General features: G+C 49.4%; 12 protein-coding genes. 8 read left to right on the forward strand and 4 right to left on the reverse strand.

What is annotated here, in order from left to right; translation table 11 throughout:
• Nucleotides 1-137: 137 nt before the first annotated feature.
• Nucleotides 138-1,529 (reverse strand): DNA primase family protein, encoded by a 1,392-nt coding sequence (locus C7386_RS01295; protein WP_055270001.1) that lies wholly within the window; start codon nt 1,527-1,529, stop codon nt 138-140.
• Nucleotides 1,504-2,124, reverse strand: coding sequence for a CHC2 zinc finger domain-containing protein (locus tag C7386_RS01300; RefSeq protein ID WP_055269999.1), 621 nt, complete (start codon nt 2,122-2,124; stop codon nt 1,504-1,506). Before C7386_RS01300 ends, C7386_RS01295 begins: the two co-directional genes overlap by 26 nt.
• A gap of 195 nt (nt 2,125-2,319) precedes the next feature.
• On the opposite strand from C7386_RS01300, the gene C7386_RS01305 reads away from it, so the two are divergent.
• From C7386_RS01305 to C7386_RS01335, 7 genes are all read left to right on the forward strand, one after another.
• Nucleotides 2,320-3,474 carry a DUF6076 domain-containing protein gene (locus C7386_RS01305; RefSeq protein ID WP_496196134.1) on the forward strand — a complete coding sequence of 385 codons (1,155 nt, stop codon included), beginning with the start codon at nt 2,320-2,322 and terminating at the stop codon, nt 3,472-3,474.
• Nucleotides 3,467-4,099 (forward strand): hypothetical protein, encoded by a 633-nt coding sequence (locus C7386_RS01310; protein WP_021683574.1) that lies wholly within the window; start codon nt 3,467-3,469, stop codon nt 4,097-4,099. The genes C7386_RS01305 and C7386_RS01310 overlap by 8 nt, the downstream gene beginning before the upstream one ends.
• A 68-nt stretch (nt 4,100-4,167) precedes the next feature.
• Entirely contained in the window at nt 4,168-5,316 is a 1,149-nt protein-coding gene (locus C7386_RS01315) for a sigma-70 family RNA polymerase sigma factor (RefSeq protein ID WP_252207706.1), read from the forward strand.
• Between the two features lie 16 nt (nt 5,317-5,332).
• The gene (locus C7386_RS01320) at nt 5,333-6,010 is read left to right on the forward strand and encodes a response regulator transcription factor (protein WP_055269994.1); all 678 of its coding nucleotides are present in this window, start codon (nt 5,333-5,335) and stop codon (nt 6,008-6,010) included.
• Nucleotides 6,003-6,902 (forward strand): sensor histidine kinase, encoded by a 900-nt coding sequence (locus C7386_RS01325; RefSeq protein WP_116704692.1) that lies wholly within the window; start codon nt 6,003-6,005, stop codon nt 6,900-6,902. Before C7386_RS01320 ends, C7386_RS01325 begins: the two co-directional genes overlap by 8 nt.
• 135 nt (nt 6,903-7,037) lie before the next feature.
• Complete coding sequence (locus C7386_RS01330) at nt 7,038-7,709, forward strand: ABC transporter ATP-binding protein (protein ID WP_116704693.1); 672 nt, start codon at nt 7,038-7,040, stop codon at nt 7,707-7,709.
• A gap of 15 nt (nt 7,710-7,724) precedes the next feature.
• Entirely contained in the window at nt 7,725-10,367 is a 2,643-nt protein-coding gene (locus C7386_RS01335; RefSeq protein ID WP_116704694.1) for an ABC transporter permease, read from the forward strand.
• A 52-nt stretch (nt 10,368-10,419) separates the two neighbouring features.
• On the opposite strand, the gene C7386_RS01340 is transcribed toward C7386_RS01335, so the two are convergent.
• Nucleotides 10,420-10,665 (reverse strand): DUF6061 family protein, encoded by a 246-nt coding sequence (locus C7386_RS01340; RefSeq protein WP_006858255.1) that lies wholly within the window; start codon nt 10,663-10,665, stop codon nt 10,420-10,422.
• Between the two features lie 24 nt (nt 10,666-10,689).
• Nucleotides 10,690-12,324: a 23S rRNA (uracil(1939)-C(5))-methyltransferase RlmD gene (gene rlmD, locus C7386_RS01345; protein WP_116704695.1), complete on the reverse strand. Its 1,635-nt coding sequence runs from the start codon at nt 12,322-12,324 to the stop codon at nt 10,690-10,692.
• 183 nt (nt 12,325-12,507) lie between these two features.
• Between rlmD and C7386_RS01350 the strand changes: the two genes are divergently transcribed.
• A complete protein-coding gene (locus C7386_RS01350) occupies nt 12,508-12,732 on the forward strand; it encodes a hypothetical protein (RefSeq protein ID WP_110435279.1) in 225 nt (74 codons plus the stop codon).
• Nucleotides 12,733-12,781 lie beyond the last annotated feature (49 nt).

The following is a 12,781-nucleotide window of genomic DNA, read 5'->3' on the forward strand; positions in this document are numbered from 1 at the left end:
CTCTTGCAGCCGGTGTCCACAGACACTTTTTCAAAAGCCTGTGGACATAGAAACAGCCCGAACGAGAGGATGTGTGCTGTTTCTATAACAAGCGTTTCACGCTCTTTTGCTGCGTACATACGTACCAGCAATGGGATTTACTCGACCTGCCGCCATTCCTCCGGAATGTCCTCCGGTACGTACGTACACGGCGAATCTCCGTAAAACCCATTTATATGAGGTCGTGCAATGGCTTCCACTCCCATGAATCCCCAAACCCGCCGTCCAGCAGAGTTGGTGATGTTGTTGCAATGCTCCAGATTGAATTTTCTGGCATTGGCAATCATGGCGTCGCTGAAGCTGCGGGCTTTCAGCGGTGCAAGGGAGTTTTCCTCGCACCACATCCGGTAGATTTCATAGAAATCCTTGGAGCTGATGGACGCATCCGCTTTGCGCCGGATATATCCCTCTGATTCCATGAAATCAAAGATATTGTTGTTGTCACGCTTGACCGCTTCCCGATTTTCACGGATGCGGTCACTCTCCGTAAACTTAAAGTTGTTGGCAACAAGCCGCTGCAAGCCTTCAAATGCCCACAGGAAGATACCCTCGGCTTCAGCTTTCATCTTCTCTGCAAGATCAGGATCATCAGCTCTGTCCACCTGCTTTTCCTTGGTGGTCAGCACAAGCTGTCTGCGATAAAATCCGTCGCTGCGGTCATACAAGGCTTGCAGATCACCGTTGCTGAATGCCAGCAATCGGGCGAACATCCAGCCCTGATAACTCTGCTTGCCTTTACGTTCCAAATCCATCTTGCCTTGTGCTGTCACGATGGATTTTACATAGTTGGTCTGGCGCAGAGCTTCCATCCGCATATCATCATCCACGCACAGGAGAATGTGTTCCAAATCGGCACGGGCGAAGCGGTTTTCAGAAATCTTGCCGATGCTGCCGTCTTTCATATTCGTGCCGAAGATGGTAGACAGTACCGCACCGATTTGAGATTTACCCTCGCCGCCGTTGCCTTTAATCACCATCATGCGCTGCCCCTTGTTGGAGGGAATCAGGCAATAGCCGATAAACTCCTGCAAAGTTGGAATGTCCTCGGCGTAAAGCAAACTATCCAGAAAGTTCAGCCAGATCACCGGCGCAGTAGCATCGGGATTGTAAGCAACCGGCAAACGGCTCCGCACGATAGCCGGTCTGCCCTCGGTAAATGTGCCGTTCAATAGCAGCGTACCGTTGGACAAATGAATCCGATCCTGCTCCGGTGGAAAGTCCGGCACTTGCGCTTCCAGTTTCAGCACTTCCAGAATGTTGGTGATCTTCCGGGGGATATTGTTTACGGCACAGAATTTCAGCTTGTCGTAAATCTCCCCACGCAGAGGAAGATCGTCCGTCACTCGACCATCGGGCGTGAAAAAAGCTCCGTTTGCGAAGATGATCCTGCGCTCTTGCAGAAATTCTTCACAAAACAGAGCTTCGTTGATGTTCTGCCCGTCAAACCACATGGGCAAGTTCATATCAGGCGTTTTCCGGTTCTTCGCCATGGTGCGCCACCTCCTTTTTCTTTTGTGCGGTATACTCTTGCAGAAAAGCAATTTTGCCGTCCTGCATCAGCTTGTCCACCAATGCCACCCGTTCTTCCAGATCACCCACCGTCAGCACATCTGCCATATATTCGATATGGCAGTGCATCTGGCAGGCTTCCACAAAACGGTCATCCAGAGCATCTTCCGGTGTCTTGGGAGCATAGCGCACTTTCCAATCTTCCAACAGATGCAAATAATCCGTCAGCACCCGGAAGCACAGCATTTCATCCTCCCGGAACTGACGGATATAGGGACGCTTCGGCTTGACCATAGCTGCGGCAGTGGGCGGTTTCGGGTCAAGCCCGAAGTCCAAAGCCAGCTTTTGCGCTGCTTCATAACTGCTCAGATTGAACAGCCTTGCCACAAGGTCGATCACATCCCCTTTGGCTCCGCAGCCGAAGCAGAAAAAATAGTCCTCATTCAGCTTCAAGCTCGGATGCCTGTCGTTGTGGAACGGGCAGCAAGCCATGCCGTTGTGGCTCACTTTCAGCCCGTAGTGTTCGGCGGCTTGCTTGACGCTGATTGCCGCCTTGATGGTTTCATAGATTGTCATAGAAAACCCTCCGTTCATAATATTCTGGAAAGCACGAAGCACCCGCCGTGATTGGCAGGTGCTTCGCTCCTTCTATTATGGTTATGACGGATTTTTCAAAAAACAGGCTAATGACAGGACAATCCTGTTTCAAAAAACAGGACAACTTATCTGAGGACGTAGATTTCTTCACATTTACATGATATAATTAGAAAAATGAAAAAACAGGACAGGAGGGCAAGCATGAATCAAGAATTGATGACATTGGATTTCTGGCAGGATACGGTCATATATGAGAGCAAAACATTTCCTGTCGGTACGCTTGCCTGTGATGCACTGAATGTTCCTGTGAATACCATTGCAAAAATAAACGAGCAATGCGAGAAAATCAATCTGCTGCTTGGAATATTAAACGCCGGACAGGATGCTTCTGCACTCTGTCCTATTGCAAAGGAAGCTGCTCTGACGATGCTCGATATTCTCAGTCAAACACCGCCGTTCTCCTATATGAATATCTCAAAGCACAGAGAACGGATTGAAAAAGTCTTTACTGTGGACAATGCGCTGAAATATGTGGAGTTTGCCATAAAAGCCGCAACCAATTCTTTGCAATTTGAAGAAATCCAGAACTTTACCGATGCGATGATGCTCCAACGCTATACCGCAGTTTTCGGGCATCTGGCATACTCCCTTGGGGAATACCAAACGGCCATGCTTGATTTTGCAGAAAAAACAGACGGCAACGAAGCAGACCGCACCGCAGAGGGTTTTGCAAAAATGTTCGGCAGCTATTTCCCGCCGGAGTTTTCCATCACGGAAGGCAATACCTGGATGTCTACCCTGAACAATTCCGTTCAGTATGTATCCGTCATCCGTCCCGGCGAAAAAGTTGCGAAGCTGGTCAAGCGGATGCACTATGTATCCTTTGTAGGGATGTTCCGGTCTGATCTCTTTGAGGGCCTGTGTGTTGGTCATGCACCAAAGAAATGCAAAATCTGCGGCAAGTGGTTTCTGACCACCAACGCACGGCACACCAAATACTGTGGCGGCTATGCACCGGGGGACAAGCTGCACCGCACCTGTCGGCAGATCGGCAACCTGAAAGGCAGAGAACAACGGGAGCTTGCGGACGATCATCCGGTGAAACAGATTTATGAGAAACGGCTGAACACCATAAACCGCTATGTGAAGCGTGGTACTCTGGACGCTGATCTTGCAGAGGTTATGAAAAAGCTGGCAAAAGATAAGATGCTCCGGGCATTGAGCAATGTAGCCTATGCCAAGGGAGCTTATGAAAAAGAAATGGACCAGGCGGCTTTGAAAAAGGAAGCAAGTGCAAAAATATACAAAGAAAGGGACAAACATGAATAGAAAAGAACTTAGTCAGAATCATTGGAAATACTACTTAATGCTCGAAAAGCGTTTTGTTGAATCAATAGAGTTTGTAGAACTACATGAGGACAATTTTGATGCATTTTCTAACGGATATGCCCTCTTAATTCAAGCCATAGGGGCAGAGTTGGATACTGTATTCAAAGAGTTTTGCGGTTTCAATACAACGGATCGAAAAACGGTTGCAGACTATGCACAGTATATTTTGACCAACACACCGGATATAAAAAATCAAAAAATCAGTGTACAGGAATACGATATCGAAATACAACCGTTTATGAATTGGGATATTACCCAGCCCGCACAGTCGTTGCAATGGTGGGGAGCATTTACAGATGTCAAGCACAACCGCTATGAGCAGTTGAAGCAAGCAAAGCAGGAGAATGTACTAAATATCTTGGGAGCTTTGTATTTGATAGAAATGTTGTACTTGAAGAAAATCACTGATGGGACAGACGAATTTGATGTGTTTGATGAATCTTCCAACTTGTTTAGTTTGAAAAACTGGACTTCTAAGGCTGTGCCGCTGAGCCAAGCTTTTGCCGTGCTAAGTGATATGATGGACGACGAAAATAATACTACTAACAAAAAGTTCGATGCATAATTACTGTCGATATTGATAGAGAAAGAACCGAAAGGAGGTGCGCTATACTGAGTGATTTTTCATGGGACATGACCGGATACATACCAAAACACGCTGTCAATCCGCACGGTGACGGCATCATTCCTTATGCGGCAGAGCGCATCTTCCAACTGGAACCGGAGCCTCCAGCGGTGGGCAATCTGAACGAATATATCCTGTCTGCCTTGCAGGAAAAGAATTTGATATATTTCTCATTCTTCCTACACCACTACGAGCCGCAGCTTAACAAGCGCATCAAAGACTTTCTCGGTGTGGATGGCGGCGATCTGTATGACACAGACCGATTTATAGATATAAAGCTCTCCTGCCGGGAGCAAATGCTCCAAAAGCTGATGGACTATGACCTTGCCAAGGGTGCAGAGTATGCTACATACATTTTCCCGTTCATCCGGGATGCTATGCTCCGTTTTCGCATGGGCGAAGAAAAATGGTCGGTGTCCTCTCTGACCAATTACAAAATGGTGCGGTCAATGGCTTGGCTGTACCACAATACCAAGGATGCGGTCAACGAATTTTCCAAGAAATACAACTGCGATCTTGCCCTTGCGGAAGAATATCTGAAAGTTGTCCGTGGAATCCGCAATCAGCAGCCATTCTATGTGACAGACGAGAACGGCGAGGAAACAGGCGAGGATGTAGCCCTTGACGATAGCTGGAACTATACCGATATCCTCTGGAACGGCATACAGGCAGAAAAGGTGCAGCGGGCATTTGAGAAACTGAATTACCGGGAACAGACCTTGCTTGAAAAACGGTTAGCAATTTGCATGACCTGTGGGCGTGTCAGCTCATGGAAAGACCGCCCCACCTTTGAAGAACTGGCGGTTATGTTTGAGGGCAGTACAGCCAGCGGTGCAGAACGAGCCTACCGAAAAGCAGTGGACAAGTTGACGGAATTGTTGGTTGCCGAGGGCGCAATCCATGCAGTCCGGCTAAAACAGAAATCCAAGATCAAGCGAAAAAAGAAAATCGCCGCCGCAATCTACGAATATCAGGCAGACTGCGACGGCGAATGGGGCGAAATATCATTAGATTTTGAGAACGGCAAGGCAGAGGTCATTTTGCTTGCCGATTGGGATACAGTGAAAACAAACAAATTTGCAAGCAGAGCAATCGCCTATCTTCTGAACTGTGAGAACGAAAAATTGCCCAAGGAAATAATGGTGGTATTTGAATAACGAGGGAGTGAGATATATGGAGCAATTACTGATTGTTGAAGATGATATCGGCTTGAATCAAGGCTTATGCAAAGCGCTGAAAGCAGATGACCGCCAGATTATATCCTGCCATGATCTAAAAGCGGCAAGAGAGCAATTGCTTTGCGGCGGTGTATCCCTGATCCTGTTGGATATCAATCTGCCGGATGGCAGTGGGCTTGAGCTGCTCCGGGAGGTCAAGGAAAACATACCCGGAGTTCCTGTTATTCTGCTGACTGCCAACGACACCGATCTGGACATCGTAGACGGACTGGAGAGAGGTGCTGATGATTACATTACCAAGCCCTTTTCTCTTTCGGTTTTGCGGGCAAGGGTGAATACCCAACTGCGAAAGCAAGCGTCAAGCCATAAAAATGCGCCGATCCATATGGATCTATTTCACTTTGACTTTGAGGCTATGACCTTTTATGTGGGAGATTCAAAAGTGGAATTGAGTAAAACAGAACAAAAATTACTGCGCCTGCTTGTTGAAAACCGAGGCCGAACCATGACCCGTGGAGACCTTGTCGACCGGGTCTGGACAGATGGCGCAGAATATGTGGATGAAAATGCTTTGTCTGTTACGATCAAGCGTCTGAGGGATAAGCTTGGCGCACAGAAATACATTAAAACCGTCTATGGAATCGGTTATAGCTGGGTGACAAAAGATGAATAAAACCGGCATTGTGATCATACTGCTGTGTTTTCTGGCGGCGGCAGCTGTTGTGTTATGGGAGCGGAGAAAGGCCAGAAAAACGATGGAAGAAATCGAAAGAATGCTGGACGCTGCCATGACCGGCTCCTTTTCTGAAACCAATTTTGATGAAAGCCAGCTATCTGCATTGGAAACGAAGTTTGCGCACTATCTTTCCGCCGCAGAAGCATCTTCTCAAAACATAGCGCAGGAAAAAGACAAAATCAAAACCTTGATTGCGGACATCTCCCACCAGACAAAAACGCCGATTGCAAACCTGCTGTTATACAGCGAGCTTTTGATGGAGGAAACTCTGCCTGCATCGGCGAAGGCAAATGTGGAGGCGCTGTACAAACAATCGGAAAAGCTGCGATTTCTGATCGATTCTCTCGTAAAGCTTTCCAGACTGGAAAACGGGATCATTTCACTCTTCCCTCAGCAAGCAGCGCTGCAGCCGCTGCTTGAAAGCGTAGTAGAACAATATGCCGCCAAGGCTTCTGAAAAAGGATTGTCTTTGCAAATGCAGGATACAGATGCTTTTGCTGTATTCGACTTCAAATGGACAGCGGAAGCGCTGGCTAATATCGTAGACAACGCCATCAAATATACAGAGCATGGCACCATTACTATTTCTGCCGTAAGCTATGAAATGTTTGCAAGGATCGATATATCGGATACCGGTTTAGGCATACCGGAAACTGAGCAAGCGAAGATATTTGCTCGCTTTTACCGCTCAAATAGTGTGCAGAAACAAGAAGGGGTCGGCATTGGCTTATACCTTGCCCGACAGATCATATCCGGCGAGGGCGGTTATATCAAGGTTGCTTCCGTTCCGGGAAAAGGAAGTACGTTTTCCATATTTCTGCCGAAATAACAACAATTCTATCAAAACTGTTAGATTTCATTTTTCGCCGGAAAGAATGTGGAAAGATTCCTATGCGATAATCTGTATGTATCAAAGGATCATTTCCTTTCATACATACAGATTTTTTCATGGAGGTACTCATTTATGGAAGTTTTACAGGCAAAAAACCTGAAAAAGATTTATGGCTCCGGCAATAACGCAGTTCATGCGTTGGATGGAGTTGATTTAAGTGTAAAGAAGGGCGAATTTGTTGCAATTGTCGGCACATCCGGCTCCGGCAAATCCACGCTGCTGCACATGCTGGGCGGGCTGGATCGCCCTACAAGCGGCACGGTTATGGTGGACGGACAGGATATTTTCTCCCTGAAGGAGGAAGCCCTGACCATCTTCCGCCGCAGGAAAATCGGCTTTGTGTTCCAAGCATATAATCTTGTTCCGGTGCTGAATGTGTATGAAAATATCGTTCTACCCATTGAGCTGGACGGTGGCAAGGTCAATAAGGATTTCGTACAGCAGATCGTGCAGACCCTTGGGCTGGATGAGCGTCTGGATGCCCTGCCCAATCAGCTCTCCGGCGGTCAGCAGCAGCGTGTGGCAATCGCCCGTGCGCTGGCGGCAGCACCCGCTATCATTCTGGCAGATGAACCCACCGGCAATCTGGATTCCAAAACCAGCCAGGATGTTCTGAGTCTGCTGAAGGTGAGCAGTCAAAAATTTGCCCAGACCATCGTGATGATCACTCACAACGAAGAAATTGCGCAGATGGCAGACCGCATTATCCGTATCGAAGATGGTCGGATCGTCTCCCAGAACTAACGGGAGGTGGTTACGATGAATGTCAAAAACAGAAAATGTATTCGAAAGCTCAGCTTAAAATCTCTTTATGCGAACCGTCGCCGCAATCTGATCGCTATTTTTGCCATTGCGCTGACAACGCTGCTATTTACGTCCATGTTCACCATTGTCTTGTCGTTGAACGCCAGTTATGAAACCTACCAGTTTCGGCAGGTAGGCGGCTATGCGCATGGCACCTTTAAGGATGTTTCCCCCGAGCAGGCGGAACGTATCGCTGCTCACCCAAAGGTGAAGGCTGCGGGGGCACGGAAGGTAATCGGTATCACTGCGGAGGGGGTCTTTGCCAAAACCCCGGCAGAGATCAGCTACATGGATGCCAACTGCACTAAATGGAGCTATGCAACCCCTACTACCGGACGGATGCCCGAAAGCGGCAAAGAGGTAGCCATGGATACGGCAGCGTTGCAACTGCTTGGCGTAACGCCGGAACTGGGCACCGAGGTCACGGTTTCCTATTCCATTACGGACAAGGATCAAACCGCCTTTACTGTAACAGATGCCTTTACGCTGGTGGGCTATTGGGACTATGATGAACTAATGCCTGTTCATTACATCAACATCAGCCGTGATTACGCAGATGACATCGAAGCGCAGGCAGTGAAAACAGGTTTACAGCCTTTCCGCACTGACCTGAATGTCATGATGGCCTCCGGCACAAACATTCAAGGGCAGATGGAGCAGGTGGATACCGATCTTGGTTACACATGGGACAGCTATACCGATCCCAACAGCGTCCGGATTGGCGTCAATTGGGGATATACCTCATCCCAGCTGGAGTCACAGCTCGATCCAGAGCTGATGGTCGCCATAGCAGCTTTTTTGCTGCTGGTGATTTTCACTGGGTATCTTATCATCTATAACATTTTCCAGATCTCTGTTGCGGGAGATATCCGGTTTTACGGACTTCTGAAAACCATTGGCACAACGCCCCGGCAGCTCAAACGTATCATTCGCCAGCAGGCACTTCTGCTTTGTCTGATCGGCATTCCGGCAGGGCTGCTGCTGGGCTACGGCATCGGCGCTGTTCTGGTACCTGTTGTCTTGCGCTCCACCCAGTTGGAGGTGGGCATCACTACCATCAGCACCTCGCCTGTGATCTTTGTTGGCTCCGTGCTGTTTGCTCTGCTGACAGTGCTCTTGTCCTGCTCCAAGCCCGGAAAAATGGCAGCCAAGGTTTCTCCGGTGGAGGCTACCAAATATACGGATGTGATGCAGACCAAGAAAAAACGGCGCAGCATCCGAGGAGCAAAGCTCCATCAGATGGCCTTTGCCAATCTGGGACGAAACAAGAAAAAGACGGTACTGGTGGTGTTGTCTCTGGCACTGTCGGTGACACTGTTCAATGCGCTGTGTGCCTTTGTGGGCGGCTTCAGCATGGAGAAGTATGTATCCTCCATGACCTGCGCCGATTTTATCGTCAGCACGCCCGACTATTTCCGTTACAATCCGACAGATGAATTCATCACGCCAGAACAAATCGAAGAGATCGCAGCAAACACAAAGGCCAGTCTTTCCGGCACGGGATATGCTGTGCGAAAACCCGCCTACCTGTGGATGACGGAGGATGCTTTGCGACAGGACTATGCAAGGTACGAAAGTGCCGAGCAGTTGGACAGCCATATGAGCCGCATGGAGCACCGGGGCAATATGGTGATGGGAGATACCAGAATCGAGGCTCTGGATAACAGTCTGTTTGACAAGCTGCAAGTGCTCGACGGAGATATTTCTCCTATGCTGGAGCCGGACAATAACGCTATTGCCATTGCGGTTTCCTTAGATGACTACGGTAATCTGCTCAATCCTGAATACTACCCCAAGGTGGGAGACACGATCACCGCTACCTATGCGGATGATGTGAAATATATCGACAGCCGCACCGGAGAACTCCGCACCGAAGATACACCGGAGGGGTACATGAAAAAATTGTATGGAGCCAGAGATGTAGAGTACACGGTCTGCGCCTTGGTAAATCTTCCGAATTCCATGAGTTATCGTTATAGCGGCGTTGGCTATGATGCAGTTTTGTCTGTGGATACCGCACAGCGGGACAGCGGTGGTGCGGCCATTCCGATGCTCTACCTGTTCGACACAGCGGACGAAGTTGACGAGGCCGAAGCAGAGCAGTATCTATCGAAGCTCACTGCCGGTGAGTTTTCGCCCTTGATGTATGAAAGCAAGGCCACGGCTCGCTCTGAATTTGCTCAGTTCCGGCAGATGTTTCTTCTGATAGGTGGTATCCTCTGTGCTATCATCGGGCTGGTGGGACTCTTAAATTTCTTCAACGCCATGATGACCGGTATTCTTTCCCGCCGCCGTGAATTTGCTGTGCTTCAGGCTGTAGGAATGACGAACCGGCAACTCAAAACCATGCTGATCTACGAGGGGTTGTTTTACGCAATGTCTTCTGTAGCGGCGGCCTTTATTCTGTCGCTGGCGGTGGGACCTCTTGCGGGAAAAATGCTGGGCAGTATGTTCTGGTTCTTTGAGTATCGATTCACCATTCTGCCTGTCCTGCTGACAATTCCGGTATTTCTTCTGCTGGGGTGGCTGATTCCTTGCATGATGTATGACAACGCAGCGAAATGCAGTGTTGTAGAGCAATTAAGGGATGCTCAATAACTGTTAGGCAAAAAACGGCCCTCTGCCAATGAAAAAGGCAGAGGGCTGAGTTTTAATCTAAGGGTTTACATTCAGTTACAGTTTTTAGATAAATTTCGGGGTTTCCGTTCAAAACAAGGTCTGCATATCCAATCGGGTCATTGTAGATTAGATAGTCCAGCTCTGACCGCTGATACATATTGTCAGCAACCTCATTCTCCACGGCTATTGTATCAATAGCAATCATACTGCCATCTAAGAATTTCAGTTCCACACAGGCATTATCCATGTTGAACTCACAAGAAATCAACCTATCCATAAGAAACCTCCACTTTGCTGGATGTTAGATCATCCCAAAATATTTGAATGCTTCTCGGATTGCTTTCTCTTTTTCCGGCGGACACTGGGGCTGTCTGGAATTCTCGGACTTCGGCAGATTATAGTTCTTACCAACCCCAATCCCACATTTTCGTTTAATCTGTGAGATATAGAGGTTGGACACCTTTAACCCGGTATGCTCCAACACATACTCCTTGATCTGCGGATAGGTTGCCCCATCCTGAAATTCGGACATATCCATATCTTCCAAAGAGAACTCAACCCGAATCTTTTTCGAGTCGACCTCTCCCTTGGAAAGCAAGACAACCGTCTCCACATGAAAAGTTCTCGGGAACAGATCGAACGCCTGTGCCTTCTCGAGTGTGTAGCCTGCGCCGCACAGCTCCGCCACATCGCGCGCAAGCGTTGCCGGGTCACACGAAACGTACACGACCTTAGGCGGCTGCATTTTAAGAATCGCGTCGCGTGCAGTCGCGTCCAGACCCTTGCGCGGCGGATCGACCACCAGCACATCAATACCGCGCTTGGCCAGCCGCTGCGCTGCCTGACCCGCATCCGCACAGAAGAACTCTGTGTTTTCCATGCCGTTGCGGAGCGCGTTGCGCTTGGCGTTTTCGATGGCCTCCGGCACGATTTCCACGCCAATGGCAGTCTTTGCGTGCTCGGCCAGCGCCAGCGTGATCGTACCCGCACCGCAGTAGAGGTCAAGCACGGTCTCCTCGCCGGTCAGACCGGCGTAGTCCACCGCACACGCATACAGACGCTCGGCCTGCGCGTGATTGACCTGATAAAACGCCTCGGGCGAGAGCAAAAACGTGTGCCCGCACAGGCGGTCCTCCAGCATCGGCTCACCCCAGAGAACATCCGTCCGGTTACCCAGAATCACGTTGTCGTCGCGCTGGTTGTGGTTGAGCAGAATACCCGTCAGCGACGGCGCTGCCGCGCGCAGACGCTCGACCAGCACATCTAGTTTGGGCATTTTCTTCGTCGCGGAAATAAGCGTCAGCTGGCTTTCGCCGCTTTTTTCGCCCACACGAACGTAAATATGCCGAATCGTACCGCGTTTTTTCTCATAATCGTACGGCATGACCGAAAATTCCGTCATCCATTCACGCACCACGGCGGCAATCTTGTCCGCCGTCTCCGACTGGATGAGGCATTTCTCCACCGGCACAATGTCGTGGCTGCGCGGACGGTAAAAGCCGGTAACGATGCTGCCTTCTTTGTCCCGTCCGACCGGATACTGCGCCTTGTTACGGTAATGCTCAGTGGTCGGCGCACCCGTGATGCCGAGCAGCTTTGCGCCGTCCTGACCGCCAATGCGCGTCAGCGCATCACGCACCTTTTTCTCCTTCGCACGCAGTTCTTCCCCGTAGGTAATGTGCTGATAACAGCAGCCGCCGCACTTATCCGCCACCGGACATGCAGGCTCAATGCGCTGTCCCGACGGCACGATAATCTTCTCTACCCTGCCGAACGCCACATTTTTCGTCACCTTGACAATGCGGACATCACACTGATCGCCAACTGCCGTACGCGGCACAAATACCGCCCGGCCTTCGATCTTCGCAAACCCCGTACCGTCCGCTGTGTAATCCGTAATCTGACAACGATAAACCTTGTTCTTCTGTAAATCCATTTCTTACCCCTTGATATGAGAGTGAAGAGTGGAGATTGCAGAGTGAAGAGATAAGGTGCTCTCCACTCTCAACTCTTCACTCTCCACTCTATAACTACTAATTTCTAATTACTCATTACTAATTTTATAATGGTATTATAGCACGATCCCCGGAGATACTGCAATCGAAAGGAGCGTGCAATTATGGCACAGGACAGGAAAAAACAGGTCTCCGGTGAGATTCCCTTTCATTTTATGCAGGAAATGGGACACAGTCCGCGGGCAATGGAGCAATTCTTCGATCTGCCGTATCAGGCGCGGCAGGTGCTGACCGATGCGGTATGTATCTCGGACGAGCCTGAGGAACGCCGCGAAACTGCCCTCAAGTCGCTTGCAAACGGCGGTGAAGGCTACTGCGAACGGTTCTGACCGCTTTTCCCGCTCGAACGGCTGTACTTTGCGGTGCAGCCGTTTTGCT

Origin of the sequence: Agathobaculum butyriciproducens, assembly GCA_003096535.1 — a bacterium.
Taxonomy (GTDB): Bacteria; Bacillota; Clostridia; order Oscillospirales; family Butyricicoccaceae; genus Agathobaculum; species Agathobaculum butyriciproducens.